24 protein-coding genes are annotated in these 25,891 nt (G+C 69.8%); 10 read left to right on the forward strand and 14 right to left on the reverse strand.

Translation table 11 applies throughout. The annotated features are described in order from the left end of the window. Nucleotides 1-16 precede the first annotated feature (16 nt). The 3 genes from WI697_RS07090 to WI697_RS07100 all read right to left on the reverse strand — a co-directional run bounded on the left by WI697_RS07090 (nt 17) and on the right by WI697_RS07100 (nt 2,881). Nucleotides 17-892, reverse strand: coding sequence for a MotA/TolQ/ExbB proton channel family protein (locus WI697_RS07090; RefSeq protein ID WP_345957956.1), 876 nt, complete (start codon nt 890-892; stop codon nt 17-19). 486 nt (nt 893-1,378) lie between these two features. Then, nucleotides 1,379-1,906 carry a CC0125/CC1285 family lipoprotein gene (locus tag WI697_RS07095; protein WP_062767183.1) on the reverse strand — a complete coding sequence of 176 codons (528 nt, stop codon included), beginning with the start codon at nt 1,904-1,906 and terminating at the stop codon, nt 1,379-1,381. A gap of 264 nt (nt 1,907-2,170) precedes the next feature. Continuing rightward, complete coding sequence (locus WI697_RS07100) at nt 2,171-2,881, reverse strand: outer membrane protein (RefSeq protein ID WP_062767185.1); 711 nt, start codon at nt 2,879-2,881, stop codon at nt 2,171-2,173. Nucleotides 2,882-3,394: 513 nt separating this feature from the next. Here WI697_RS07100 and WI697_RS07105 point away from each other — a divergent pair. Next, nucleotides 3,395-4,936, forward strand: coding sequence for a hypothetical protein (locus tag WI697_RS07105; RefSeq protein ID WP_345957957.1), 1,542 nt, complete (start codon nt 3,395-3,397; stop codon nt 4,934-4,936). A 43-nt stretch (nt 4,937-4,979) separates the two neighbouring features. On the opposite strand, the gene mscL is transcribed toward WI697_RS07105, so the two are convergent. Continuing rightward, the gene (mscL, locus tag WI697_RS07110; protein ID WP_062767190.1) at nt 4,980-5,429 is read right to left on the reverse strand and encodes a large conductance mechanosensitive channel protein MscL; all 450 of its coding nucleotides are present in this window, start codon (nt 5,427-5,429) and stop codon (nt 4,980-4,982) included. A gap of 328 nt (nt 5,430-5,757) precedes the next feature. Between mscL and WI697_RS07115 the strand changes: the two genes are divergently transcribed. Next, nucleotides 5,758-7,014, forward strand: coding sequence for a cytochrome P450 (locus WI697_RS07115; RefSeq protein ID WP_345957958.1), 1,257 nt, complete (start codon nt 5,758-5,760; stop codon nt 7,012-7,014). Between the two features lie 13 nt (nt 7,015-7,027). Here WI697_RS07115 and WI697_RS07120 read toward each other — a convergent pair whose 3' ends face one another. Genes WI697_RS07120 through WI697_RS07145 form a run of 6 tightly spaced genes read right to left on the reverse strand, consistent with a single transcriptional unit; the run spans nt 7,028 to nt 13,284 of the window. Next, nucleotides 7,028-7,816, reverse strand: coding sequence for an ATP-binding cassette domain-containing protein (locus WI697_RS07120; protein WP_062767195.1), 789 nt, complete (start codon nt 7,814-7,816; stop codon nt 7,028-7,030). A 17-nt stretch (nt 7,817-7,833) separates the two neighbouring features. Next, the gene (locus tag WI697_RS07125) at nt 7,834-8,982 is read right to left on the reverse strand and encodes a FecCD family ABC transporter permease (protein WP_345957959.1); all 1,149 of its coding nucleotides are present in this window, start codon (nt 8,980-8,982) and stop codon (nt 7,834-7,836) included. Nucleotides 8,983-8,986: 4 nt separating this feature from the next. Beyond that, nucleotides 8,987-9,883 (reverse strand): heme/hemin ABC transporter substrate-binding protein, encoded by an 897-nt coding sequence (locus WI697_RS07130; protein ID WP_345957960.1) that lies wholly within the window; start codon nt 9,881-9,883, stop codon nt 8,987-8,989. Further along, nucleotides 9,883-10,944 (reverse strand): hemin-degrading factor, encoded by a 1,062-nt coding sequence (locus WI697_RS07135; RefSeq protein WP_345957961.1) that lies wholly within the window; start codon nt 10,942-10,944, stop codon nt 9,883-9,885. The genes WI697_RS07130 and WI697_RS07135 overlap by 1 nt, the downstream gene beginning before the upstream one ends. Before the next feature lie 10 nt (nt 10,945-10,954). Next, a complete protein-coding gene (locus tag WI697_RS07140) occupies nt 10,955-11,152 on the reverse strand; it encodes a hemin uptake protein HemP (protein ID WP_296711722.1) in 198 nt (65 codons plus the stop codon). 47 nt (nt 11,153-11,199) lie between these two features. Continuing rightward, a complete protein-coding gene (locus WI697_RS07145; protein ID WP_345957962.1) occupies nt 11,200-13,284 on the reverse strand; it encodes a TonB-dependent hemoglobin/transferrin/lactoferrin family receptor in 2,085 nt (694 codons plus the stop codon). A 387-nt stretch (nt 13,285-13,671) separates the two neighbouring features. Between WI697_RS07145 and WI697_RS07150 the strand changes: the two genes are divergently transcribed. Continuing rightward, complete coding sequence (locus WI697_RS07150; RefSeq protein ID WP_345957963.1) at nt 13,672-14,205, forward strand: Lrp/AsnC family transcriptional regulator; 534 nt, start codon at nt 13,672-13,674, stop codon at nt 14,203-14,205. Next, nucleotides 14,202-14,843 carry a LysE family translocator gene (locus WI697_RS07155; protein ID WP_345957964.1) on the forward strand — a complete coding sequence of 214 codons (642 nt, stop codon included), beginning with the start codon at nt 14,202-14,204 and terminating at the stop codon, nt 14,841-14,843. The genes WI697_RS07150 and WI697_RS07155 overlap by 4 nt, the downstream gene beginning before the upstream one ends. Before the next feature lie 47 nt (nt 14,844-14,890). On the opposite strand, the gene WI697_RS07160 is transcribed toward WI697_RS07155, so the two are convergent. Further along, nucleotides 14,891-15,028 carry a hypothetical protein gene (locus WI697_RS07160; RefSeq protein ID WP_298640763.1) on the reverse strand — a complete coding sequence of 46 codons (138 nt, stop codon included), beginning with the start codon at nt 15,026-15,028 and terminating at the stop codon, nt 14,891-14,893. Nucleotides 15,029-15,036: 8 nt separating this feature from the next. Continuing rightward, complete coding sequence (locus WI697_RS07165; RefSeq protein WP_345957965.1) at nt 15,037-15,819, reverse strand: hypothetical protein; 783 nt, start codon at nt 15,817-15,819, stop codon at nt 15,037-15,039. A gap of 237 nt (nt 15,820-16,056) precedes the next feature. Between WI697_RS07165 and WI697_RS07170 the strand changes: the two genes are divergently transcribed. Together WI697_RS07170 and WI697_RS07175 are read left to right on the forward strand one after the other, a co-directional pair. Then, on the forward strand, nt 16,057-17,127 hold the full coding sequence (locus WI697_RS07170) for a CobW family GTP-binding protein (RefSeq protein ID WP_345957966.1): 1,071 nt from the start codon (nt 16,057-16,059) through the stop codon (nt 17,125-17,127). After that, nucleotides 17,111-18,181, forward strand: a complete 1,071-nt coding sequence (locus WI697_RS07175) for a WD40 repeat domain-containing protein (protein WP_296711692.1) — start codon at nt 17,111-17,113, stop codon at nt 18,179-18,181. Before WI697_RS07170 ends, WI697_RS07175 begins: the two co-directional genes overlap by 17 nt. A gap of 87 nt (nt 18,182-18,268) precedes the next feature. Here WI697_RS07175 and WI697_RS07180 read toward each other — a convergent pair whose 3' ends face one another. Together WI697_RS07180 and WI697_RS07185 are read right to left on the reverse strand one after the other, a co-directional pair. Continuing rightward, entirely contained in the window at nt 18,269-20,590 is a 2,322-nt protein-coding gene (locus tag WI697_RS07180; protein WP_345957967.1) for an autotransporter domain-containing protein, read from the reverse strand. 274 nt (nt 20,591-20,864) lie between these two features. Then, nucleotides 20,865-21,407 (reverse strand): GNAT family N-acetyltransferase, encoded by a 543-nt coding sequence (locus WI697_RS07185; protein ID WP_345957968.1) that lies wholly within the window; start codon nt 21,405-21,407, stop codon nt 20,865-20,867. Nucleotides 21,408-21,719: 312 nt separating this feature from the next. On the opposite strand from WI697_RS07185, the gene WI697_RS07190 reads away from it, so the two are divergent. From WI697_RS07190 to WI697_RS07205, 4 genes are all read left to right on the forward strand, one after another. Then, nucleotides 21,720-22,487 carry a DeoR/GlpR family DNA-binding transcription regulator gene (locus WI697_RS07190; RefSeq protein WP_345957969.1) on the forward strand — a complete coding sequence of 256 codons (768 nt, stop codon included), beginning with the start codon at nt 21,720-21,722 and terminating at the stop codon, nt 22,485-22,487. After that, entirely contained in the window at nt 22,484-23,572 is a 1,089-nt protein-coding gene (locus WI697_RS07195; protein WP_345957970.1) for an ABC transporter ATP-binding protein, read from the forward strand. Before WI697_RS07190 ends, WI697_RS07195 begins: the two co-directional genes overlap by 4 nt. Nucleotides 23,573-23,601: 29 nt before the next feature. Further along, nucleotides 23,602-24,894: an ABC transporter substrate-binding protein gene (locus WI697_RS07200; protein WP_345957971.1), complete on the forward strand. Its 1,293-nt coding sequence runs from the start codon at nt 23,602-23,604 to the stop codon at nt 24,892-24,894. An 83-nt stretch (nt 24,895-24,977) separates the two neighbouring features. Beyond that, nucleotides 24,978-25,856, forward strand: coding sequence for a carbohydrate ABC transporter permease (locus WI697_RS07205; protein ID WP_062767227.1), 879 nt, complete (start codon nt 24,978-24,980; stop codon nt 25,854-25,856). Nucleotides 25,857-25,891 lie beyond the last annotated feature (35 nt).

Below are 25,891 nucleotides of genomic sequence, written 5' to 3' on the forward strand. Positions count from 1 at the left end.
TTCCCGTGCCGGCCGATCAGGCGGATGGGCCGGCCGCGCGAGCGGTCCGGAGATCGGGGGCCATGCCGCCGCCATGGATGGCCGCAGGCCGCCGGACGTCGCCCGCCTGGCGGATCATGTCGCGCGAGACGAACAGCCGCGTGGCGGAATCCTCGATCACATGGGCCGCGCGCTCCACCCGCCGGTCCAGCCAGGCATGGGCGACGACACAGGGGATGGCGACGATCAGGCCGACCGCCGTGGTCAGCAGCGCCTCCCAGATGCCGCCCGACAGCTGCGAGGGGTCCACCGCCGAACCGGCGGTCTCCAGCGTCTGGAACACGGTGATCATGCCGAGCACGGTGCCGAGCAGGCCCAGCAGCGGCGCGATACCGCCCATCAGCTCCAGCGCCCGCAGATGGCTGCGCAGGCTTTCCACCCGCTCCAGGCCGATCCGCTCGGCCTCTTCACGCAGGGCCGGTTCCGGCACGCCATGCAGGCGGCCGTCGAGCACGGTGCGGATCACGTCGGTGCCGGGATGGGTCACCCCGTCCAGCGCTGCGCGCCCGGCCTCGGGCCCCTCGCGCACCGCGCGGTCGACCGCCCGGGCCAGCTTGCGGCCATTGCCGAGGCCGGCGCTCAGGAAATGCCAGATTTTGAGCAGGATGATCGCGGTCGCGATCACCGACAGCACCCCCAGCACGCCCACGATCGGGCCACCGGCGATCAGCAGATCCAGCGTCGACGACCCGGTGCCGCCATCGGCTTCGGTGGTGGCGACGGTATCGCCGGGCTGGGTCATGCCCGGCAGGGCGGTAATCGCGTCGCCGGCGGCCGCGCCGTCAGTCGCGCCCGAGGTTGCACCATCCGCCGTGGTTGCACCAGTGGTCCCGGCGGTATCCGCACCCGGCATTGCAGCACCGGCAGGCGCGGCAGGGGCCGGTGCAGCCGGAGTCTGAGAGGCGGGAGCCTGAGACGCGGGAGCCGGGGCTGCCTGTGTCTGAGTGACCTGTACCGAGACCGCCTGAACCGGAGCGACCGGTGGCGGCGCAGCCGGGGCCACCGTGCCGGCATCAGTGGCCGGCGCGGAAACCGGGGCCGCCGCCGGTGCGGCATCAGGCACCGCAGCGGTCGTCACGGATACAGGAGCAGCGCTGTGCATCGCCCCCGGCACACCGCTTCCGGGTTCGGATCCGGCCACGGGCGCAGGCGCGGCCGTTACGGCCGCCGGCGCAGTGCCGGGTGCAGCGGTATCAGGGGTGATGGGTTCGCCGGTCATCGCACGGAGATCCTCCGGTCGTCAGGACATCGCGTGCGACGCTACACCGAGATTTAAGCGATTGCAAATCATTCGCGGAATGATCCTGCCGCAACGCACAACCCGCCTGCCCGTCGGGCATCAACTCCGGGCCGGGCGCCGCAATTCCGGGCCGATGGCCCCCATCACTTCACGCGCGTCATAGGCATTGGGATCCGCGGGCCGGGGGCCCGAGAAGACCAGGATCTCAAGCCAGGCGGTATAGCGGGTATCGGGTTCGGCCGTACCGGTCGACAGGCCCAGCCCATAACCGCTGCCGCGCCCGCCCCAGCCATACCCATAGCCCCAGACCGGGGGCGCGTCATAGGTATAGCGATTGCGGGGTTCCACGTCGCGGTTCACGACCAGGAAATAGTCGTTGCCGGTGGTGGTTGTGATCTCGGCTGCGCGATAGAGCAGATAGTCCTCGACCACCGAACGCGGCGTGGCCGAATTGCCGGCAAAGCTGACCCTGAAACGGTTGGCTTCCAGCCGCTGATTGGCATAGCCCTGCCCGTGAAGCAGCGGCTGATAGGGCGTGGGCCCGGCGCAGGCGGCCAGCGCCAGACTAAGGCCGGCGATCACGATAAGCGGCCGGACAAGGCGCCGGCGGCGGGTCTGCGGCATCATGGGATCGGTCATCCGCTGTACCTGTCGCCCCGGCATAACGGGTCGGGGCCGGACCGGGCGGGGTCGCGCCGGGTGCGGGCCGCACCCCCTCCGCCATCGCTGCATATATGGCACCCTGCCCGCCGGCTCACCAGTGGCAGAGATATGTCATGGTGCCGCAGCCTGCCCGTGAAACGACGAAACCGCCCGTACCAGAGGCACGGGCGGTTCCGAAGCAGGTTTGCCGGCCGGGGCCGGACAAGCCGTCGTAACGGAGGGCGCGGATCAGAAGTTGACGCGCAGACCGACCATCACGTTGTGCGAGCCATAGCTGTCGCTGCTGGTGCGCGCGCCGTCGGCGGCGGTCGTGGTCAGCTCCACGCCCTGGGTGCCGAAATAGCGGTACTCACCGATCAGCGACATCGACGGGCTGAGGGCATAGGACGCACCCAGCATCGCCTGATAGGCAAAGACGGTGTCGTCATCGTCCAGCAGGGTGGGCGAGCCGTCGGCCGAATAGCCATCGGCCTCGACATACGCGCCGCCGACACCCAGACCCAGATACGGGGTCAGGCGCGAGGCCGGCAGGTAGAAGTCATGATAGACGTTCAGCATGCCCGACCAGACCTTGGACTTGCCGTTGCTGTCCGGCTGGTCCACGCCACCGACGGTGTGGTTGTCGATGTTGTTCTGGCGATAGCCGATTTCGAGTTCGGTGCGGAAGCCGCCCCACTGGGCGACGCGACCGAAATCATAACCGACCGCGCCAAGCACGCCGAAGCCGGTCTTGAACTCCTGCTCGATCTTGCCGCCGGCAAGGCCCGAGGTGAAGCTCGTGTCGGTTTCCATATTGGCGCCGCCGAGCAGCGAGCCATACCAGCCCGGCTCCCCACCGCGCCGGAGCGCGATCTCACTGGCGACATCCTGCGCATATGCGAAGGCAGGGAGGGCGCAGAATGCGACGGCCATCGCGGCCACCGTCAGCTTGCGGGTCATCGCTCGTCGATCTCCTGTAGACGGATCTTCGTCTTGGTGGAACCGATGCAGTCCGGTTTCCGCCGGCCTTTCACCGCCGTCGGCCACGTTCCGCCCCCAACCGCGCCACCCGTAAAGGTGGCACCACCGGTTCAGGGGGGTCTGCAACCGTCATAGCGGCCGAAACGTCATACGGCAAGTGTCCACCGTATGGATCAGTCCGCGTCCGCGCAGTTGATTCAGCCGGGCTCTGCCGTTGGGACAGATACCGAACATGCATTTTCCGTCCCCTGTACTATGGGGGTTGACGGGGCGCCTGTCATCCGGTCTCGCCACCGTCCAGGACAGAACTGCCACAGTCGTGCGTTTGCAGCAACAGACCATGTTGTAACATTTTATGGAAACTTGACCACTTTCAGGAAGCGTCGCGGAGCACCATCTCTATCGCATGCCGAAAAGGCGTCACCTGTCTTCTCCGACCTGTGGTCGGACCACAAGCCTGCCACCGGCCCCTGCCGCCCCCTGCGAGGTGCCATGGATCTGCTGCACTGGGTTCGCGATCTCCTCACTCATGACGATGCGGCAACCAGCCCGTCGCCGGTGCGGAGAGACTCGGCCGCGGCAGACCCGCCGGCCGACGAGGCAGAACGGCTGGAAGACATCCGCCATCGGGTGGATCTTGAGGTGGCGCGCCTGCTGAAGGCCCGGCCCGCCGCCATGGCGGGGCGGGTGGTACGGCTGTCGCTGGAGCCGATCGCCGACCGGTTGGGCGACAAGTGGCCGCAATCGGCCGGCCGGGTGCGCACGGCGGCCGGGGCCATACTGGGCCGCCGGCTGGGCGACAGCGCGGTGATCCTGCCGCACGGGCCGCTGGAACTGATCGCGATCGCCCCCGAGCGGACGCCGGCCGCTGCCTTGTCAGCGGCGGCCGGGGCCGCGGCGGAAATCACCCGCTTCGCCTTCGGTGGCGACGATGCCGGGCCCTGGCCGGCAGTTTCGGTCGCCGACGGGCTGGCGGGCGAGGAACCGCGCTTCACCGCTATCGCCCTGAAGCAGCTGGTCGCCGAACTGTCCCGACCTGCGGCACCCGCCGCACCACCCCCCACATCCGCGCCCCCGGCGCCGGCCCCGGCATCGCCTCCACAAGCGGCCGCACCGGCCGTGATCCCGGCCCCGGTCACCATTCCCGATCTGGAGAGCCTTGTGGACAGAGGCGCCCGGGCGGTGCTTGGGCCGCTCTGGCGTCCTGCCGGCGATCACCCCGCCCAGGCCGCCAGCGAGGATGTATCCGGGCAGGCGGGTGAGGACGTGCCGGCGCAGCTGGATTGCGACTACCGGCCGGTGGTTTCGCTGGTGCATGGCAAGGTGGCGGCAGGCCTGCTCCGCCCCCGGCTGATGCGGGGTGCCGCCATGGTGCGCGGCTATGCCGTGCTGGGACCGCAGGCCGATGCGGTCGATATCGGCCAGCTGGACCTCTATTGCCTGCACCGGGCGATCACCGACATTGTCGAGGCCCGCAGGCACGGCCTGGCGGTCTTCGTAACCTTGGCGGTGCATTTCGAAACACTTGCCCCCACCGGCCGGCGGATGATCTATGCCGGCCGCCTGGCCGCCGTCGCCGATCAGAGCGGCGCGCGCATTGCGCCCGAGATCGTCGGCTGCCCGCCCGATGTCGCACCGGCCCTGCTGGAGGCGATGGTGGCGCCGATCCGGCCGCATTGCCGAATGGTGCTGATGCGGGTGAAGGTGGATCACCGGCGGTTCGACGCACCCGCCGCGGCGGGCATCCGCCGGATCGGCATCCATCTGGGCCGCCATGCCGACGGGGCGGCACGCAAGGCCAGCGGCCTGGTCACCGGCGCACTGACCCCCGAAGCCCAGATCTCGCCCCAGGCACTGACAGCGCTGGGGACGGCGGTACGCCGCGCCGGCATGCGCCTTCACACCCTGGGCATAGACGACGACGCCCGCCTGGACATGGCCGCCGCGGCCGGGGCCGATCTGGTCGCGGGCGAGGCGATCGGCGCCACCACCGCCGCCCCGCCGGTGATCGGCGTCGCACGCACGCCCGGGTAACCGGGCCTGCGCGCCCCTCGCGCCGGGATCAGGGGTCGCCGGATCAGGGCTTCGGCTGGCCGCGCTCCGACGCCAGCAGATCGCGGATCTCCTGCAGCACCAGCAATTCCGGCGCCGGCGGCGGCGGGGCGGCCGGAACGGTCGGGGCGGCTTCTTCCTTGCGCTTCAGGCGGTTCATCTGCCGGACCAGCAGGAACAGCACCCAGGCGACGATCAGGAAGCTGATCACCCGGTTCAGGAAGACGCCGACATTGATCGTGGCGGCGCCCGCTTCCTTGGCGGCCGCCAGGCTTGGATAGTCGCCGCCGGACAGATTGATGAAGATGTCGGTGAAATCGATGCCGCCGGTGAGATAGCCGATCGGCGGCATGATCACATCGTTGACCAGCGAGGTGACGATGGCGCCGAAGGCGGCACCGATGATGACGCCCACCGCCAGGTCGAAGGCATTGCCCTTGACCGCGAAGACGCGGAATTCGTCGATCAGCTTCATAGGCAGGACCCCTTTTCGTTCTATGACGTCTTTCTGCGACGTCTTTCTGCGACTTTCTTCCCGTCGGCCGCAGGCGGGAGGGCGGTGTCCGCAGCGACACGCCTGCCCTGATTAGGCAGCGGCTGCCCCGCAACGGCAAGTCCCGGGCGCAGGCCGGCCCATGACAGTGCAATTTCCCGGCCGCACGGCTCCCCGCGACGTCACGTCCTCTGGCGGGCCGATACGACCACCCCATATGATGACCGATGGTCCCACGCGTGTTGCGATGCGGCAGTTCATGCTAGTCTGGAACCATGACGGGGGATGAAAGATCCGTGCGGGGGCACCGATGACAGTGATCGGACAGGGCAATAAGGCCGGAAACGGTGGCCGGGCCGAGCCGATCGATTTCGGCAGCGCGGCCTTCCGCACCGATCCCTGGCCGGCCTATGCCAGCGCCCGCCGCGACCGGCCGGTCTGGTGGTCGGACCGGCTGGGCCAGCTTTGCGTCGTGCGCCATGCCGATGTCATGCGGGTGCTGACCGACCCGGTCTTCACCGTCGAATACCCGTTCAAGCGTACCCGCCAGGCCTTCGGGGAAACCCTGCTCGACATCGATGGCGCCCGCCATCTTGCCCAGCGCCGCGCCGCCCAGCATCTGCTGGGATTCGAGGGCGTGGCCGCGGCGGTGGCCGGGCTTGCCCCGGGCATCATCGGCGCCACGATATCGGGCCTGCCGGCGGGCCGGCCGGTCGATGCGATCGCAGCCCTGGCCGAGCCGATCGCCCGGGGCGTCATCCGCGGCCTGTTCGGCATCGATGCCGAAACCGGCGACCGGCTTGCCCGGCATCTGTCGCGGGTCAGCCGCTATATCGAAACCGCCGATGTCGATCTGGGCGATGTGGTCGAAGACCGCCGGGCGCTCGAAGCCGAAATCGGCCGGCTGATCGACGAGGGGTTGTCGCCGCGCCCGGCGGCGCTGGCCCTCAGGGTGCAGCGCATGGCCTCGGAACTGGAACGCACCCAGCTGATGCGGCTGATGCTGCTGATGATGGCGGCCGGCGTCGAAACCCCGCTTTCGGCCATCGCCAATGCGCTCGCGGTGCTGCTGGATCATCGCCATCTGATCGACCGCCTGGCGGTGGAGCCCAGCCTGGCCGACAGTTTCGCGCTGGAGGTGATGCGCTTCCAGCCGCCCCAGCACGACACCACCCGCTTCGTGCGCGGCCATACCATGCTGGGCGGTATCGAGGTCCGGCGCGGCACCTCGGTCAGGGTTTTCCTGGCCAGTGCCAATCGCGACGAAAGCGTCTTCCAGGCGGCCGATCGTTTCGACCCGGAGCGTTTCCTGCCCGGGCGGCCGCCGGTGCCGGTGCTGTCCTTCGGGGCCGGGCGCCATGCCTGTCCGGGCCGGCCGCTCGCCTCGGCGATCATCGCCGAAGCCCTGCGCCGCCTGGCCGGCGGGTTTCAGGACATCCGCCCCGCCGAGGACTGCGACCCCACCATCACCGGCGAAGGTTTCCGCCGGCCGCAGCGCCTGACCCTGGTGCTGGACCCGCGCCGGCGCCCGGCCACCGCCAGCCTGCCCGGTGCCGCCGTCGCCTGACGGGCGGCCCGGCTCAAAGCCAGCTGAAGCCGATCCGCGGCCTGCCGGTGGTGCCGTCCAGCACCACATGGGCGGTCACGTCATAGACGGCATCCAGCGCTGCCGCCGTCAGCACCCGGGCAGGCGCGCCGCGGTCCAGGATCCGCCCGGCCCGCATCAGCACCACCTCGTCGGCGACCGCCGCCGCCAGATCCGGATCGTGCAGAACCGCCGCCACCGCCAGCCCGCCATCGGCCGCCTGGCGCATCACCCGCGCCAGATCGCGCTGGCGGGCAATGTCGAGCGCGGCATTGGGCTCGTCCAGCAGCAGGGCGCGGGTGCCCGGCTCGGCCCGGCAACCCGCCGCCTGGGCCAACGTCCGCGCCAGCTGCACCCGGCGGCGTTCGCCGCCCGACAGCCGGGTGACGATGCGATCGGCCAGCGGCCCGATGCCGGTATCCGCCATCGCCTGGCGGATCGCCACCGCATCCTCGTCCGGCGTCGCCACGCCGCGGAAGGGCGCGCGGCCCAGCGCCACCACCTCGGCCGCGGTGAAGGCGAAGCCCAGCATGTCGGCCTGCCCCATCACCGCCCGCCTCTGGGCAAGCTTCCCGGCCGGGATCCGCTCCAGCGACACCCCGTCCAGCGCCACCCGCCCGCCATCGGGGCGAATTGCGCCGGTGGCGAGGCCGAGCAGGGTGGATTTGCCCGCGCCATTACAGCCCAGGATCGCGACCAGGCGCCCCGGCTGAATGTCCAGATCGGCTTCATCGACCAGGGTCCGGCCGCCACGGCGGCAGGTGACGCGGGTCAGGCTCAGCATCGGGGCCCTCCGGTGGATCAGATGCCGCCACCGCGGATGCGGGCGCGCAGCAGATGAATGAAATACGGCCCGCCGATCAGGGCGGTGACGATGCCGATCGGCAGTTCGGCGGGGGCAGCCACCAGCCGCGCCGGCAGGTCGGCGCCGACCAGCAGCACGGCACCGGCCAGCACCGACAGCGGCAGCACGCCGCGATGGGCGGGGCCCACGGCCAGCCGCACCAGATGCGGCACCACCAGCCCCACGAAGCTGATCGTGCCGGAGACCGCGACCGCGGCACCGACACCCAGCGCCGCGCCGATCACCGCCCGGCGCCGCAGCCTTGTGCCGTCGATCCCCAGATGATAGGCGTCCTGGTCACCCAGCGCATGGGCATCCAGCGGCCGGGCCAGCGGCAGCAGCAGCCAGGCCGCAATGGCGATGGCGATGGCCGGCGCCCAGATCAAGGCCCAGCGCGCCCCGCCCAGGCCACCCATGGCCCAGAAGGTCAGTTCCCGCAGCTGCTGGTCGTCGCCGATATACGAAAACAGGCCGACGCCGGCCGCCGCGATCGCGCTGATCGCCACACCGGCCAGCAACAGCAGCGACATGTCCTGCCCTCCCGCTGCCCCATCCACCGCAGCCCCGCCCGCCAGCCGCCAGACCAGCATGGTGGCGGCGATAGCACCGCAGAAGGCGGCCACCGGCACGATCGCCGCGGCCGCCCAGTCGGGCAGCGCCGGCACCAGCGCATGGCCAAGCACGATCGCCGCCACCGCGAAGAGTGCGGCCCCCGACGACACGCCGATCAGCCCCGGATCGGCCAGCGGGTTGCGGAACAGCCCCTGAAGCACGGCACCCGACAGGCCCAGCACGCCGCCCACCATCAGCCCCAGGATCAGCCGGGGCAGGCGGATATCCATCAGCACCGCCGCCTTGACCTGATCGGCCCGGGCGATGTCGACCGCGGCCGGATCGATCCAGCCGAAGCGGGCCATCAGCGCCTGCGCCACCGCCGGATAATCGGCCGGCGCGATGGCGAGCGGCCCGGTCGCGAGTGCCGCGACCGCCACCGCCAGAAGCGCGATCACCAGCGCCGCGCCCATGCGCCGCCGGGCGCGCGCCCGGGCATCGGCGATGCCGGCGATCGCCGGCGGCACGGCCGCCTGGTCGGTCACGACCGCCACGACGTCAGACCCCTGCCCTGTCGAGCCCGGCGGCAAAGCCGGCCGCGATCCGGGCGGTAGAGGGGCCGAGCCCGGCGAGTGCCCGGCCGTCGATCGCCAGCAGCCGCCCCGCCAGGGCGGCAGGCGTCAGCCTGAGCTGCGGCAGGTTCAGAATGGCCTCGCGGCCGCCCATGCGGGCGATGGCATGTTCCGGCATCACCAGCACCTCGGGCGCCGCCGCCGCTGCCGCCTCGGCCGAAACCGGGGCGTAGTCAGCCACTTCGTCAAAGGCATTCCGGCCGCCGGCCAGCCGGATCACGGCCGCGGCCGCGGTGTCGCGGCCGGCAGCCATCAGCCCGGAATTGCCGACGCCGATCACGCACATCACCGACGGGTGATGCGCGCGGGTCTCGGCCGCCGCGGCCAGGCTGGCGAGTTCGGCGGTAACCGTCCGGCCGAGTTCGGCCGCGGGGCCTTCCATCCCGACAGCCTTCCCCACGGCCATGATCGCCGCCTCGACCTCGTCGATCCGGGTCGCGGAATGGATCATCCGCACATCGATACCGGCCGCACGCACCTGATCGAGCGTCGAGGCGGGGCCGGCGCCGTCATCGGCGATCACCCGGGTCGCACCGGTGGCGATCAGCCCTTCTGCGGCCAGCGTGCGCATATAGCCGACCTTGGGCAGTTTCATCACCTCGGCCGGGCTCTGGCTGGTGGTATCGACCGCGACGATACGATCCCCCGCCCCCAGCGCCCAGACCGTTTCGGTGACGGCGGCACCGATGGTCACAAACCGGTCCGATGCGGCGGCATCTGCTGCAAAGGCGGCCCGGCCGACCAGGCCGGAGACGGCGCCGCCGGCCCCCAGCGCGGCCAGGCCCGCCAGGAACCACCGCCGGTTCAGGTCGGCCGGGCGCATCAGCCGGTCACCCCCGGCAGGGCATGAACCAGGGCGCGCCATTCGGGCAGCTCCGGCACGCCGGTCTCGCGCACGCCGACCATGATCAGGAACAGCTCCCCCGCCTCGTCATACAGCTCGACCGCGGTCACGGTGCCGTCGACGGTCGGCTTGTCGACCTGCCAGGCGGCGGCGATATGGTCCTCGCGGACATGCAGGTTGAAGCCCGGATCCAGGATGTTGATCCAGGGACCGCGCGGCTCCACGCGCTGGATGGTCCCGCCCGAGATCTGGATGCAGCCCGGGTTGGGCACGAAGATCATGATCTTCACCTGATCGCGCGCCGCAGCCTCCAGCGCCGCACGGAACGCCCCCTGGCTCAGCCGGCGGGCAAAGCGGCCTTCGGCCAGCTTCAGCGCCGCCGGGCGCGACACGCCATGGCGCTTCAGCATCGGCAGGAAGTCGTGGGTATCGGCCAGATGTTCCCAATCCGACAGGAAGGAACCGGCGTCGAAGCCGGCCGGCGCCTCGGCCGGGATCCCGTCGGCCTCGGGCGCCGGTTCAAAGGCCGGCGGCACCTGCACCGCGGCACGCTTCGCCTCGATCAGCGCCGCCCAGGCCGCACGGTCGCTTTCCGGGCGCAGATAGATCTTGTGCATGGCGACGCCATGGCGGTCGAAGAACTGCAGGCTGGACAGCTTCGTGTCGCCACGGGCTTCCTCGACCACCAGGCTTGCGAACCAGCGGTTCAGGAACAGGCGCAGGTCGATCGGCTTGTTGATCACCAGGCCGGCATGGGCGCCGAGCGAGACATTGCCATAGGTGCCGACGATCTCGTGCACCGCATGCTCGTTGCGGGTCAGCGCCATCACCGGACCCAGGCTTTCCACGGCGCGGATCAGATCACCCGGCTCCGCATCCAGCAGGATGACGTTGCCGCCGATGCCGGAGGCCACGAGTTCGCCTTCCGACACGCCCAGACGGGCCGCCTGGTCGCGGACGCGCAGCCCCGGCTCGGCCGCGGCAAGGGCCGCGCGGCGGGCGGCAAGGTCGGCGCTCTGATCGATGGAGGGCATGGTCATCTCATTCGCCTCACTTGGTCAAAATCAGCTTGTTCTGTCTTGTACGGCGCAGACGGTAGGTCTCGCCGCAATGCGCGATCAGCACCTCCCCCGCGGCGCCGAGCAGCGCATGGCTGTCCAGGCTGGCCGGCCCGCCCGGGCCGGTACGCGGTTGCGAGCGCTGGCCGCTCTCGGCCTCGATACGGACGTCCGCGGGTTCGGTGTGCATGATCGGCGGTCCTTGTCGGGTCGTTCCGCTAAGAACGGCGGGTCGGATCAGAAGCGATAGGCGGCGGTCAGCTTGACGGTCCGTCCCGGATCGTCCAGTTCCGACAGCGCCTGGCGATAGGTCTTGTCGAAGACATTGTCGACGGCCAGGTCGAAGCGCGCCCCGCGCAACCCGCCATCCGACGGCTGGAAGCTGATCCAGGCGTCATGGACGGCATAGCCCGGGGTCACGGTCTCGCCATTGGCGATCCGGTCCTGGCGGTCATGGGCGACCATGCGCCAGCCGGTCACCACGTCGCCGCCCATGAACTTCAGGCCGCCGCCCACCGACACCTTGTCGCCCGGCAGCCCGCCCAGCGGATCGCCCTCGGTCCGGTCGTCCCCGCGGATGCGGGCGGCGCCGAAGGTCGCGAACCACAGCGGGGCATCATAGGCGAGTTCGAATTCCACACCTTCCAGCCGGGCGTTCTGGACGTTGTCGCGGGTGGTGGTTCCCGGAGCCGGCCAGTTAGACATATCCACCTTCATCTCGATGAAGTCTTCCACATCGTTGCGGAAGGCGGCAACCCGGCCGGTCAGCCGGTCGCCCGAGGTCAGGACATCGGTCTCCGACAGGGTCAGGCCGATTTCCTTGTTCTTTGCCGTCTCCGGCCGCAGATCGGGGTTGGCTTCGAAATTATTGCCGGGGAAGTGCTGGCCTGTTGCGTAAAGCTCGGTCAGCGAGGGCGCGCGGAAAGCTTCGGCATAGCTGGCATAGGCCTTCAGCCAGGGCGTGACCGCATAGGCGACCGAGATCGACGGGCTGACGGCATCATCGGACTTGCTCGCCAGGCCATCGGCCTCACGGTCGAAGCGATCGTAGCGCACGCCCGGCGTAAAGGTCAGGCGTTCGAAGAACACGATCTCGTCCTGGATGAACAGGCCGAAAATGTCCTGCTGCGCATCCGGATATTGCGGCCGGGCACCGCCGTCACGCTTGCCGTCCTGCTCGTCGCGATAGGCCTCCACGCCATAGGTCACCGCATGGCTGCCGAAGCCTCCTGGCTGCAAGCGGCTGGTATTGGCGATGTCGATGCCGGTGGTCGCAAGATCGGTCTCGTCGAAGCGGCCGGTATCGGTGCGGCGTTCGTCGAGGCTGGTCTCGGTGCGGTAGACCTTCGCATCCAGATCGAACCAGGGGTTGCCGTTGCCGTCGAAGCGCCAGCCGAGCGTCATGGTCTTCTGGTCGGTCTTGCGGTCGACGATGATGCTGTTGGTGTTGGTATTGGCCGCCGACGGGATGATGTGGTCGTCGCGGAACTGCAGATAGGACGCGGTCAGCTCGTGGCCTTCGGCCGGCCGGAAGACCAGCTTGGCCAGGCCGCTGCGAACCTCGTCGGCGGTATAGGGGATGGTCTCGCCCGACCCGTTCTCAAGATCATCGGCATCGAAGCCGGTGATGCCGACCAGGGCCTCGGCGTTGGCGCCAAGCCGGGTCGCGCCGATCGCATGGGCGCCGAAACCGTCGCCATTGCTTTCCCAGCTGACACCGACCTCGCCGCCCCAGGGCTCACCGTCTTCCAGGAACCGGCCGGGGCTGAGGGTGTCGACCTCCATCACGCCGCCGATGGCGCCGCTGCCATAGAGCGAGGAGGCGGGGCCGCGCCGCATTTCCACCCGTTCCAGCAGCGAGGGGTCGATGAAGATCCGGCCGCGATGGCCGCTTTCGAAATTCTGCCGCGCACCATCGACGCGCAGCACCACCCGCTCTCCGGTCAGGCCGCGGATCACCGGCTGCATGGCGGTGCGGCGCGGGCCGCCCGACATCTCCACGCCGGGCATGTCGTCGACCAGATCGCCCAGATCATCGGCCTGGCGGATCTTGATCTCTTCCTGTCCGACGACACCGATCGAGGCAGGCACCTCGCTCGCGGTCTTCTCGGTGCGGGTGCCGAGCACGGTTACCGGATCGAGTTCGATCGGCGCCCGGCCGGCGGCAAGCTGGATCTCGTCTGCCGGGGCGGCAGCATCGGCGGCACGGGCATGATGGGGCACGGTACCGGCGGCAAGCGCGGTGCCGGCGGCAAGCACAAGGCCGAGCGCCGACAGACGGCGGCGGGCAATGCCCTGGTTGGGTGCAACATGGAACGACACGGGGCCAAGCCTTCTCACGGCGGTTCTTATGACCGGACGGGCGCAGTGCCGCTCCCGGGTGGGGCGCGGCGCCACGCCCGGGAGCGGGCACTGGCTGCCTGGCATGGGGGCCACCCCGGCCGCAGCGCGACCAAACGGCGGAACGGCCCCCATGCTGGGTGGCTGGCTCTAAGGGGGAGCGATCGCGACGTCATGTCGCAACCGCCTCACACGCCGAAACCTAAACGGAGTCTTACGCAATTGCAACTCATTCTCATTGCCAGAGAGCCGATCGCCTGACTCCGGATGGCATTCACCATGTGTGGTAATTTTCAGGACACCATCTTCCCATATCTCCTGAAGACGTATATTATCCTGACTAACATGGATTTCTCAGGACACCATCCGATGATCGACGACGCCGACCGGAAAATCATCGCCCGGCTTCAGGCCGATGCCCGCACGCCGATGGCCGAGCTGGGGCAGGCCGCGGGCCTCTCCGCCTCTGCCGCCCACGATCGCGTGCGCCGATTGACCGAACGCGGGGTGATCCGCGGCATGACGCTGCGCGTCGACCCTGCGGCCATCGGCCGGGGGGTGCTGGGCTTCGTGTTCGTGGCGCTGGGTGGCCCTGCGGTCGAAGCCGGCTTCGTCGAGACGCTCCGTGCCGATCCGGCGGTGCTGGAATGCCACCACGTCACCGGCGACTGGTCCTATCTGCTGAAAGTGAGGGTCGCGGACATCGCCGGGCTCGAAGCCCTGCTCGGCCGGCTGAAGGCGACCGGCGCGCTCGTCCGCAGCCACAGCATGATCGCCCTCTCGTCGCCGAAGGACGACGGCGCCCCCTCGCCCTTTCCCGACACTGCGCCCCTTCCCGACGCCGCGCCCCTTCCCGACAGCGGCCCCATTGCCGGCCTGCCGCCTTCGGAGGTGACGTCATGACGCCGCTCGATGCCCTTCTCCGCGGCATGGCCCTCGGCCTTGCGGTCGCAGCCCCGGTGGGGCCGGTCGGCCTGCTCTGCCTCAGACGCGCGGTGACCGGCGGCTTCACCGCCGGGCTCGCCTCGGGCTTCGGGGTCGCCGCCGCCGATCTCGTCTATGCGGTGATTGCGGCCTTCGGCCTCGGCGCGGCGCTGGGGGTGGCGGCGATCGATCCGCTCTGGCCGCGGCTGGCCGGGGCCGCGCTGATCCTCTGGATCGGCCTGGGGGCGGTCCGCCGCGGCCGGGTGGTGCTCGCCAGCGGCGATGCCGGCCCTGCGGCCAGCACCGGCCGGGCCGGCCGCGACGTGCTCGGCGCCTTCCTGCTCACCCTCTCCAACCCGATGACCATCGCGAGTTTCGCGGGCCTCTTCGCCGGGCTCGGCCTGGGTGCCACGCCCGCGGGCGCCGGGCCCCTGGTGCCGGCCGCCCTGGCGACGGGGGTCTTCCTCGGCTCGCTCGGCTGGTGGGTGATGCTGTCGGCGGCCGGCAGCCGCTTCGGCCGCAGGCTCGGGGCCCGCAGCCTGGCCCGCATCGATATCGGGGCGGGGCTGGCGCTCATGGCCGGCGGGATCTGGCTGGCGGCCGAAGCCGCCGGCTGACCGGCTCAGGCTGCCCGGCCCAGGCTGATCGGCTCAGGCTGATCGGCTCAGGGCAGGCCGCGGACCAGCGCCAGCACCGCCGCGGCCGCCAGCGGCACCAGAATGGCGGCAAGCGCCAGCCAGGGGCGCCGTTTCGGCCGCCGGCGGGCCCTGGGCCGGCTGTCGTCGCGATGGGCGGTCTTCATCCGGGCCCTCAGAACCCGTCGAGTGCCAGGCGCAGGCGCGAGGTCAGCGCCTCGACCTCGCCGGCCGACAGCGCCGGCTCGGCCGGCGGCACCAGCGACGGCCAGGCCCGGGCCAGCTGGCGCAGATCGCCCGCCACCGCCTTCCAGCGGTCGGGATCGGCCTGCTGAAAACGCGGCTGGGCCTGGCGCAGGATGCCGATCACCACCTGCATGAAGCCCAGACTGTCCTGATAGCCGGCAGCATTGGTGATCCGCCCGCCGCTGATCGCCTGGCCGTATTCGGCGGCGATGGTGTCGAGCATCAGGCTCGCGACCTTAAGCCCGGTATGGATGTCGCGACGCTCTTCGACCGGCACCGAACCGGCGGCCGCCTTCAGCTTCGCCATCACCGCGTCGATCGCCGCCGAAACCTCGGCCGCAGGCTTTTGGGCTTCGGCCGCCGCGCGCACCGCATCCAGTTCGGCATCGAAGCCGGCGATGCCGCGGGCTGCGATCGACGGTGCGATCAGCGGATAGATATGCGCCGCCGGGTGGCGGAAATGAACCAGGGCCTCCTCGCGCCGGCCATCGGCGTAAAGCGCGCCGCCGACCCGCAGATGGCCTTCCACATAGCCCAGCTGGGCCACGAAATCGGGGGTCTGCAGCACCGCGGCCGCCGGCGCCGCCGCCGTGGTTGCCGCTGCCGCCGCCGGGACCGGCGCACCGGACAGGGTGACGCCCACAACCAGGGCGGCGCCAAGAACCAGGGCTGCGCGAGGGGCAATCCGGCGCGTGCTGCGGGTGTCGGTCATCCTGATGCTCCCGAAGGTGACGATCTTCGGGAAACATACGCTGCACGGCGGGGTTTCGTCGATGTCGGGTTTCGTCGCAGCCGCAAGCGTCCCGGCCGGCACGGATCAGAAGCCGGTTGTATACGGCCCCCGCACGGGTGCTATGCTTTTGCCCCCGACGCGCACCCGGCTCTTGGCGCGCCGCTCCGGACCTGCCATATCCGACGCCTGAACCATTCCCTCCCGTCCGAGGACCTCATGGAAAAGATTCCCGTCACCGTGCTCACCGGTTACCTGGGTGCCGGCAAGACCACGCTGCTCAACCGCATCCTGACCGAACAGCACGGCCGCAAATATGCCGTCATCGTCAACGAGTTCGGCGAGATCGGCATCGACGGCGACCTCGTCGTGGACGCGGACGAGGAAGTCTTCACCATGAACAATGGCTGCCTGTGCTGCACGGTGCGCGGCGATCTGATCCGGATCGTCGGTGCCCTGCTCAAGCGCTCGGGCAATCTCGACGGCATCCTGATCGAGACCACCGGCCTTGCCGAACCCGCACCGGTCGCCCAGACCTTCTTCCTGGACCGCGACATCGCCAGCCGCACCCAGCTGGACGGCGTGGTGACGGTGGTCGACGCGCTGAACCTTGAAAAGCGCCTGGTCGACGCGCCGGAAGCGGCCCAGCAGGTCGCCTTCGCCGACATCATCGTGCTGAACAAGACCGATCTGGTCGATGCCGACACGCTGGCGCGGGTGGAAGCCACCATCCGCCGGCTGAACCCGCTGGCGCAGATCCACCGCACCGAGCGCAGCAATGTCGCCCTGGATGCCATCCTCGGCCGCGGTGCCTTCGACCTGAAGCGCGCGCTGGCGCTGGAGCCGGACTTCCTGACCGAGGGCGACGGCCACCATCATCACCACGATCATGATCATGGCCACGACCACGGGCATGACCACCATGATCATGACCACGATCACGACCATGATCACGCCCCGGCCACGCCCGGCGTGCTGGCCCACGACCACGACCTGTCGATCTCCAGCCTGTCGCTGACCACCGACCAGCCGCTCGACAAGACGCTGTTCGAAAGCTGGCTCAGCATGCTGCTGATGACCAGGGGCCAGGACATCCTGCGCTTCAAGGGCATCCTGAACTTCGCCGGCCAGAACCGGCGCTTCGTGCTGCAGGGCGTGCACATGATCTCGGAAGGCACGCTCGACCGCCCCTGGGCGGAGGGCGAGACCCGGCGCAGCCGTCTGGTGATGATCGGCCGCGACCTGGATGCCGCCGAGCTGAAGCGGGGGTTCGATGGCAACGTTGCTTGATACCCCGGCACCCGACAGCTATTTCAGCCGCCTGGCCTCGCGCCGGCGCAGCGAGGATCTCGACGCCCCGGCCGTGGGTCTCGCCTTCGATCGCAAAGGTGAGGCCCTGGCCGTGGCGCTGGGCGACGGCAGCGTGCGGATCTTCCGGCGCAATGACGGCTTCACCCTGGGCTCGGCGGTTCAGGCCCACAAGGGCCAGGTGCTGTCCTTCGCCCGCGACATCGGCGCCGGCGCCTTCCTGACCGGCGGTGATGACGGCAAGGTCACCTCGGTCTCGGCCGAGGGCAGCGTCACCGTGCTGGCAGAGCTGGGGCGGCGCTGGGTGGAAGCCGTGGCGACGTCGCCTCAGGGCGGCCTTCGCGCGGCGGCGGCGGGCAAGCGCGTGGTGCTGATCGATCGCCAGGGCCGGATCACCGGCGATGGCGACGATCATCCGCGCACCGTCACGGGGCTCGATTTCCATCCCAAGGGCAAGCGGCTGGCCGTCGTCCATGGCGACGGGGTGACGCTCTGGTGGACGGCCTCGTTCGGCAAGTCGCCCAAACGGCTGCCGGTCGAGGGTCAGCTGATCGGCGGGCGGATCTCGCCCGATGGCGACTGGCTGGTCGCCGCCACCGGCGATTCCACCCTGAATGCCTGGCGCCTGGCCGATGGCCACAAGCTGCGTATGGCCGGCTATGACACCAAGGTGCGCAGCCTCGCCTTCACGCCCAATGGCCGGATGCTGGCGACCAGCGGCTCGTCGAACGTGATCGTCTGGTCCTTTGCCGGCCGCACCGGCCCCGAAGGCAAGGCCCCGACCGAAATCCCCCAGCCCTATGGCACGGGGGTGACGGCGGTGCTCTGGCATCCGAAATCGCCGACCCTGATGATCGGCTATGATCACGGGCTGGTGGTGGCGGTGCCGGGGGCCGGCACCGGCGCCCCGATCACCGAACCCTCGGGCAGCCCGGTCGTCGATATCGCGATCAGCGACGATGGCGACTGGCTGGCCGCGGTTACCGAAAACGGCCGGCTGACCGTGCTCGACATGCGCGCCCGCCAGACCGCCTGACGGCCTGCCACCGGATCACCCAGAACGAAGGGCCGGACGATCGCTCGTCCGGCCCTTCGTCTTGTCGTCGTCGCTGAACGTCTGCGATCACCAGGTGATGCGCACGCCCACCGTACCGGCCTGGTCGGCGACACCGTCGCCGAAGCGGCCACGCCACGAGGCATAGGCGCTGGTCGACCCGTCGACCGCCAGCACCGCCTCGACGACGGGATCGAAGGTCAGCTCGTTCTCGCGCGCCAGATCCAGGTTGTAGGCGCCCGCCGCCGTGCCGCCCAGCACGCCGGTCATGCTGTCGTCGCCGGTGGGGCTGCGATAGCCCATGCCCAGCGTCACCGCCGGCATCAGCACCGGGCCGCCCAGGTCGAAGCCGCGGCCGACCGTGACGCCGAGGCCGGTGCCGACCTCGCCCAGCCACAGCTCGTCGACCCGCGCATTCAGGCTGCCGGCGCCGGTTTCGGTATAGCCCTTCTGCTGCAGGCCGGTATAACCGACCCAGGCCTCGGGGCCGACCGACCAGCCGGAGACGTCATAGGTGGCGCCCAGCGCGATCCGGCTCTGCACGGTCAGACCCTCGGTCTCACCCTTCGCGGTGCGCAGCAGGCCCGGCAGGGCGATCACGCGGTCGGTCTCGCTCCAGCCATAGCCGACCGAGAGCGACCCATCCAGGTGGTAGCGATCCTTGGTATAGCCGCCATAGACGCCGAGGGTGGCCAGATCCGCCGTGCCCTCGCCCAGGCCGCCATCGGTCTTCGTGCTGCTGCGGCCATAGGCGGTGAAGCCGCCGACCCGCCAGCCCTCGCCGACGATGGTGTCGATACCGGCGATCACACCGCCGCCGCTCGCCCGATAGCCATAGCGCTCTGCCGTCGCGTCCCGATCCAGCCACTGGCCGAAACCGCGCACCCAGCCGCCGGTCTCACCACCCTCCATGCCCGGCAGGCGGGCAAGCGAGGCCAGGCTGGAACTGCCCGAGGTGACATCGGCCATCACGGTGGCGGCGGCCGCGAACTGGCGCGGCGCATCCATGGCCGCGGTCACGCCCGCACCGCCCTGGCGCACGGCGCCCAGGCGTGCCGACACCGTCCGGCCGATCTCGCCCAGCAGGGCCAGCGTCGCCTCGGCGGTGGCGGTGTTGCGGTCGGGGCTGAGCTGCGACAGCGCGCCGTCCATGCCCGAGCGGCCGACCACGTCGAGCGCGCGATAGACCGTCAGCGGATCGGTGGCGAAATCCTCGCCCACCAGGTTCCGGAAGGTCGTGCCCATCACCCGGCCGCGGTCAGATGTCGCCGCCAGCGTCATGGCATCGGCCCGGCTCGCGATCAGCAGGAAGGCGGCCTTGTCGACCTGGATCAGGCGGAAAACCAGCTTCTCGGGCAGAGGCTGGCCCTGCTCGTCCACCCGCTCGGTCAGGGTCGCGTCGTCATAGGTGACCTCTTTGCCGGTCAGCGCCAGGGCCTGATAGATCTCGTTGACCGAGGCACCGGGAGAGGCCGAGGCCAGAAGCGCGATGGCGCCCGCCACATGCGGCGTCGCCATCGAGGTGCCGTCCATTTCGTCATATTCGCCGTTGAACACCGACGAGACGATGCCCACGCCCGGCGCCATCAGCTCCACCAGTTCCGACTGGTTCGAGAACACGGCGATGATCTCGTCGCTGTCCACCGCGCCCACCGGAATGGCCCCGGTCAGGCAGGCGGGCGTCGAAACGGTGGTGGTGTGGTACTCGTTGCCCGAGGCCACGACATTGGCGATGCCCGAAGCCTGGGCCGTCTGGAAGGCTTCGGAAAGCGCCGCACCGCCGGGGGTCTGTTCGTCGCAGACGCCGGAATACTCACCGGCCCCCAGGCTCATATTCACCGCAACGACCCGGTACTGCCGGGCCAGCTCCATGACATGCGAATAGGCGCGGGTCAGACCGTCATTCAGGGCGCTGGCGCAATCAGGGTCGCCCTCGCCGCAGCCGTCTTCCTCGTCCCCGCCATCCGGGCTCTTGATCAGGATCGCCGCGATCTTCGCATCGGGGGCCACGCCATAGGCCTCGCCATTATTGCCGGCGATCGTGCCGGCGACATGGGTGCCGTGATTGGCGTCCGGATCGTCATAATCGGGGGTCGCCGTCCCCTCGCCGGTCGCAAAATCGGCACCGCCGCCGCAATCACCGGTCTGGCCACCGGCTGAAATGCCGACGCAGGCCTCGTCGACCACCTTGCCCTCAAGGAAGGGATGGCTGGTCTCGACGCCGCTGTCGATCACCACCACCACGGTACCCTGACCGGTGATGCCGCGCTCCCAAAGCGCGCGGGCGCCGATCATGTCCACCGAATTCATGATGCCGCCCGGCTGGTCGGCGCGGGCGGGCCCTGCGGGCACCAGGGCGGCCAGCCCGCCCGCCAGGGCGGTGCCGGCCACCAGGGCCGCGGTCAGACGGGAAGCAGGCAGACGGGAAGCAGGGCGGCGGCTCCGGCGGCCGCGGATCGATCCGACATTGATCATGGTCAGAGCGTACTCACACTCGCGAGGCACGGGCGGCGCCGCCACCCGGCCCCCGCATTTCGGGGGGTGTCACGCTCTCGTCATAGCCGATCCATGTAAACGGCGTGTAAACGGCGATCAACCGCGGTTTACCCGATACACGTGCAGTCCCGGGTGACACATTCTCGCCACAGTCGGCGGGGGCGCCGGCTCAGGCCAGGCGCTTCTCCAGGCGGATCTTGCCGATCATCATATGAAGGTCCCGGTCGCGGACGGTCGACCGGCCGACCGCCTGATAGCCGCGACGGCGGCAGAAGCCCAGCCCCCGTTCGTCGCCTTCCAGAACGTCGATCACGATCCGCTTGCGGCCGCGCTCTCCGGCAGCCTGTTCGAAGGCGGCCAGCAGGCGGCTGCCCAGCCCCCGCCCCCAGGCGCGCGGATCGACCCAGAGATCGGTCAGCTGCTCCCCCTCGGCATCGCCCACCGCCAGGCCCAGGACATGGCCGCCGACATCGGCGACCAGAATCCGCCCCGGCGTCTGGCGCAGCAGGGCGTCGAACATCTTGCCGTCGGCCATCGGTGCACGGGCCGACGACGGCAGCACGCTGCCGGGCCCCTTTTCCCAGGCGGCGACCCCCACACGGGTCACCGCGGCGGCATCGGTCGGCCGGCCTTCGCGGATGGCCACCGGCAGCTCGCGCTGGGGCGGACGCGCTGCCCCGCTCGTGTCGGATGAACCGGCTCGTCTGTCCATGGATAAGATCGCCTTCGTCCCTGTCTCGTTCTTTACCCGTGTCCCGTCGGGGATGTTCTCCCCGATCCATCGGGCGTCGCGGCGCGCGGGGAAGCCGGCTGTCCCAGTGTCGCAGATTGCCCGCCCGTGGATCAAATGAAGCTTCTATCCCCAACCCCGTTCGACGGCCAGTGTCGATTTGCCTGAGCCAACGACCGTTCATTCGAAAAGCACCTTTTGCGCGAACGAACGGTCTTCCGTCGCCGAACCGTCATCAAATGAAAACCGAACCTTCCTTTGAACCGATGACGTGGCGCGGACAGGATCAGGCCCATGAACACGACCCGCCGCCGTACCGAAATCCTGTCGCTCGTCCGCGAGACCGGCTATGCCGGCATCGACGCGCTGGCCGCCCGTTTCCGGGTGACGCCCCAGACCATCCGCCGCGACGTCAACGCGCTGTCCGATGACGGCCGGCTGAAGCGCATGCATGGCGGGGCGGCCTGGCCCGACCGCAACATCGCCTATGGCACCCGTCAGGTTCTGAACCTGGATGCCAAGCGCCGGATCGGGCGCGCCGTGGCGGCACTCATCCCCGACGGCGCCTCGGTCTCGCTCGGCATCGGCACCACGCCCGAACAGGTCGCCCGCGCGCTGGCGGAGCGGGAGGCCGCCTTCACCGTCATCACCAACAATGTCGCCATTGCCGCCCTGCTCTCAGAAACGCCCCGGATGGACGTGACCATTGCAGGCGGCCGGCTCAGCGATCGCGGCGTCACCGGAGAGGCGGCCGCGCGGGTCTTCGCCGCCTATCGGGTCGATTTCGGTATCGCCGGTGCGGGCGGCATCGATCCCGACGGCACCCTGCTCGACTTCACCCCTGACGAGGTGATCGCGCGTCAGGCTATCATGGCCCATTGCCGTCAGCGGGTGCTGATCGCCGATGCCACCAAATTCGGCCGCCCCGCCAGCGCCAGCGGCGGACGGATCGAGGACGCCCATCTTCTGGTCACCGATGCGGCCCTGCCGCCGGCGCTCGCCCGGCTGCTCGACACTGCCGGCACCCGCGTGATCGTCACCACCGCGGAGACCGCCGCATGACAGCGCCTCAGCCCTCCCCCACCGGTATCGGCCTTGATCTCGACGGCATCACCCGCCGCTGGGCGGGGGTGACCGCACTCGACGGCGTGTCGGTCCGGGCAGAGCCTGGCGAGATGCTGGTGCTGCTCGGCCCCTCGGGCTGCGGCAAGTCGACCACGCTGCGGATCATCGCCGGCCTGGACCAGCCCGACGAGGGCCGGGTGCTGATCGGCGGCCGCGACGTCACCCGCGACGGGCCGGCGGCCCGTGGCCTGGCCATGGTGTTCCAGTCTTACGCCCTGTTCCCGCATCTGGATGTCGCCCGCAACATCCTGTTCGGGCTGGAGGTGCGCGGGGTTCCGGCCGCGGAACGTCGCAGGCGTCTGGCCGAAGCGGCCGATCTTCTGGGTCTCGGCCAGCTGCTCGACCGCAGGCCCTCTCAGCTGTCGGGCGGGCAGCAGCAGCGTGTGGCGCTGGCCCGTGCGCTGGTCGCCCGGGCGCCGCTCTGCCTGATGGACGAGCCGCTGTCCAATCTCGATGCCCGGCTCCGGGCCGAGATGCGGCGAGAGATCCGCGCCCTGCAGCAGCGCCTGGGCCTGACCATGGTCTATGTCACCCATGATCAGGCCGAAGCGATGAGCATGGCCGATCAGGTGGTGCTGATGAATGGCGGCCGCATCGAACAGGCCGCCCGGCCCGACCGGCTCTACGACCGCCCCGAAACCGTCTTCGCCGCCCGCTTCATCGGCCAGCCGCCGATCGGGCTGATCGCGCCGGCCCGGGCGCCCGGTCTGCTGGCCGGGGCACGGGCCGAAGACATCCGCCCCACCCCGCCCGGCACACCGATCGCCGCCGCCGATACCCTGGCCGGCCGGGTCGCCGAGCGTGAATATCTGGGGGCGGATGCGATCCTCGGCATCGATCTCGACGGCTACGCGCCGGGCGCCGGCCGTCTCACCGCCCGGGTTCCGGGCCACCATGCCATCGCGCCCGGCACCGCCGTGGCGCTGACCATCGCCCCCGGCCGGCTGCACGTCTTCGACGCTGCCACCGGCCGGCGCGTCGACCCGCCGGCCGGCACCGCGGCCGACCTGCTCAGACCCTGATCCTGCCTGCTCACCGGAGAACCGCACCCATGTTCCGCACCGTCACCGGCACGCTGGCTGCCGCCCTGCTGGCCTCGACCATGGTCGCCGGCAGCGCCTTTGCCGCAGACAAGACCACGCTCGACTTCTACTACCCGGTCGCCGTCGGCGGGCCGATCACCAAGATCATCGACGGCTATGTCGCGGCCTTCGAAGCCGAACATCCCGAGATCGACGTCAACCCGATCTATTCGGGCAGCTATCAGGACACGGTCACCAAGGCGCTGACCGCCTTCAAGGGCGGCGACGCGCCCGAGGTCGCGGTGATGCTGTCGACCGACATGTACACGCTGATCGACGAGGGCGCGATCGTCGCCTTCGACGACATCGCCACCACCGACGCCCAGAAGGCCCTGCCGTCCAAATTCTATCCGGCCTTCATGGCCAACAGCCAGGCCGGCGGCAAGACCTGGGGCATCCCCTTCCAGCGCTCCACCATCGTCGCCTTCTGGAACAAGGAGGCCTTCCGCGAGGCCGGTCTCGACCCCGAAAAGGGCCCCGACAGCTGGGACGAATACGTGGCCATGGGCCACAAGCTGACCCGCACCGACGCCTCGGGCAATGTCACCCGCTGGGGCGTGCAGATCCCGTCCTCGGGCTTCCCCTACTGGCTGTTCCAGGCGCTGACCACCCAGAACGACGTCGAGCTGGCCAGCGATGACGGCACCGTCACCCATTACGACGACCCGAAGGTGGTCGAGGCGCTGACCTTCTGGCGCGACCTGTCGGCCAAGGAGAAGATCCACGCCCCCGGCATCGTGGAATGGGGCACCACGCCGCGCGACTTCTTCGAAGGCAAGGCGGCGATGATCTGGACCACAACCGGCAACCTGACCAATATCCGCAAGAACGCGCCCTTCGACTTCGGTGTCGGCATGCTGCCGGCCAAGGCACGCCGCGGCTCGCCCACCGGCGGCGGCAATTTCTACGTCTTCTCCAGCGCCACCGACGCCCAGAAGGCGGCCGCAGCCACTTTCGTCACCTGGATGAGCACGCCCGAGCGCGCTGCACAATGGGGCATCGACACGGGCTATGTCGCCGTGCGCCCCGATGCCTGGCAGACCCCGGCGATGCAGGATTATGTGAAGGGCTTCCCGGCCGCTGCGGTCGCCCGCGACCAGCTGGACTATGCGGTCGCCGAGCTGTCGACGCATGAAAACCAGCGCGTGACCACTGCCCTCAACAACGCACTGCAGGCGGTGTTGACCGGTGCCGCCGAGCCGAAGCCGGCGCTGGAGGCGGCCCAGGCCGAAGCCACCCGCATCCTCCGCCCCTATCGCTGAGCTGCCGTCCCGCGGGCCCGGTCCCTGCCTGCGCGCAGGGGCCGGGCCGGCTCCGTTTTTCGACCGCCACCGGATCGCCGCCGATGACCTTCCGCCGCACCCATCTACTGCCCGCCAGCCTGATGCTGCTGCCGGCGGTCGTCCTGCTCGCCGCCTTCACCCATGTGCCGGCGGTGCAGACCTTCGTCACGGCGCTCTATTCCACACCCAAGGGGGCACGGCCGTCGAAATTCATCGGCCTCGACCATTATCTCTGGCTGCTCGACGATCCGGCCTTCCTGAAGGCGCTCTGGAACAATCTGATCTTCGCCCTCTGCACCGTGCCCGCCACCATCCTGATCTCGCTCGGCATGGCGATGCTGGTGTCGTCGAAGATCCGCGGCCGCGGCCTCGCCCGGCTCGCCTTCTTCACGCCCACCGTACTGCCGATGATCGCGGTCGCGAATATCTGGCTGTTCTTCTACACCCCCTCCTACGGTCTGCTCGATCAGTTGACCGGGCTTGCGGGCTTCGGCGCCACCAACTGGCTGGGCCAGCAGGAAACGGCGCTGGGTGCGGTGATCGTGGTGGCGATCTGGAAGGAGGCCGGCTTTTTCATGATCTTCTACCTGGCCGCCCTCACCCAGATCCCGCCCCAGCTGATCGAGGCGGCGACGCTGGAAGGCGCCGGTCCCTGGTCGCGGTTCCGGCGGGTGATCTGGCCGCTGGTCGCGCCCACCACGCTGTTCGTGCTGGTCAACGCCATCATCAATGCCTGCCGCATGGTGGACCATGTGATGATCATGACCCGCGGCGGCCCCGACAACGCCACCATGCTGCTGCTGCTCTATGTCTATGAAACCGGCTTCCGCTTCTGGGACACGGGCTATGCGGCGGCGATCTCGGTGGTGCTGCTGATCATTCTGGCGCTGGTGGGCATCGGCCAGTTCGTGCTGCTCGACCGGAAGGTGCATTATCGATGACCGCGACCACGCCCCCGCCCGCGTCCCGCGTCCCG

Origin of the sequence: Tistrella mobilis (assembly GCF_039634785.1) — a bacterium.
In the GTDB taxonomy this organism is placed as follows: domain Bacteria; phylum Pseudomonadota; class Alphaproteobacteria; order Tistrellales; family Tistrellaceae; genus Tistrella; species Tistrella mobilis.

Coding starts and splice junctions, on each gene's coding strand:
- WI697_RS07155 (WP_345957964.1), top strand. CDS start 14,202: ATGACGCCGCTCGATGCCCTTCTCCGCGGCATGGCCCTCGGCCTTGCG.
- WI697_RS07170 (WP_345957966.1), top strand. CDS start 16,057: ATGGAAAAGATTCCCGTCACCGTGCTCACCGGTTACCTGGGTGCCGGC.
- WI697_RS07195 (WP_345957970.1), top strand. CDS start 22,484: ATGACAGCGCCTCAGCCCTCCCCCACCGGTATCGGCCTTGATCTCGAC.
- WI697_RS07130 (WP_345957960.1), bottom strand. CDS start 9,883: ATGCGCCCGGCCGACCTGAACCGGCGGTGGTTCCTGGCGGGCCTGGCC.
- WI697_RS07120 (WP_062767195.1), bottom strand. CDS start 7,816: ATGCTGAGCCTGACCCGCGTCACCTGCCGCCGTGGCGGCCGGACCCTG.
- WI697_RS07205 (WP_062767227.1), top strand. CDS start 24,978: ATGACCTTCCGCCGCACCCATCTACTGCCCGCCAGCCTGATGCTGCTG.
- WI697_RS07115 (WP_345957958.1), top strand. CDS start 5,758: ATGACAGTGATCGGACAGGGCAATAAGGCCGGAAACGGTGGCCGGGCC.
- mscL (WP_062767190.1), bottom strand. CDS start 5,429: ATGAAGCTGATCGACGAATTCCGCGTCTTCGCGGTCAAGGGCAATGCC.
- WI697_RS07185 (WP_345957968.1), bottom strand. CDS start 21,407: ATGGACAGACGAGCCGGTTCATCCGACACGAGCGGGGCAGCGCGTCCG.
- WI697_RS07150 (WP_345957963.1), top strand. CDS start 13,672: ATGATCGACGACGCCGACCGGAAAATCATCGCCCGGCTTCAGGCCGAT.
- WI697_RS07100 (WP_062767185.1), bottom strand. CDS start 2,881: ATGACCCGCAAGCTGACGGTGGCCGCGATGGCCGTCGCATTCTGCGCC.
- WI697_RS07090 (WP_345957956.1), bottom strand. CDS start 892: ATGCCGGGTGCGGATACCGCCGGGACCACTGGTGCAACCACGGCGGAT.
- WI697_RS07190 (WP_345957969.1), top strand. CDS start 21,720: ATGAACACGACCCGCCGCCGTACCGAAATCCTGTCGCTCGTCCGCGAG.
- WI697_RS07140 (WP_296711722.1), bottom strand. CDS start 11,152: ATGCACACCGAACCCGCGGACGTCCGTATCGAGGCCGAGAGCGGCCAG.
- WI697_RS07095 (WP_062767183.1), bottom strand. CDS start 1,906: ATGATGCCGCAGACCCGCCGCCGGCGCCTTGTCCGGCCGCTTATCGTG.
- WI697_RS07175 (WP_296711692.1), top strand. CDS start 17,111: ATGGCAACGTTGCTTGATACCCCGGCACCCGACAGCTATTTCAGCCGC.
- WI697_RS07200 (WP_345957971.1), top strand. CDS start 23,602: ATGTTCCGCACCGTCACCGGCACGCTGGCTGCCGCCCTGCTGGCCTCG.
- WI697_RS07105 (WP_345957957.1), top strand. CDS start 3,395: ATGGATCTGCTGCACTGGGTTCGCGATCTCCTCACTCATGACGATGCG.
- WI697_RS07165 (WP_345957965.1), bottom strand. CDS start 15,819: ATGACCGACACCCGCAGCACGCGCCGGATTGCCCCTCGCGCAGCCCTG.
- WI697_RS07160 (WP_298640763.1), bottom strand. CDS start 15,028: ATGAAGACCGCCCATCGCGACGACAGCCGGCCCAGGGCCCGCCGGCGG.
- WI697_RS07135 (WP_345957961.1), bottom strand. CDS start 10,944: ATGACCATGCCCTCCATCGATCAGAGCGCCGACCTTGCCGCCCGCCGC.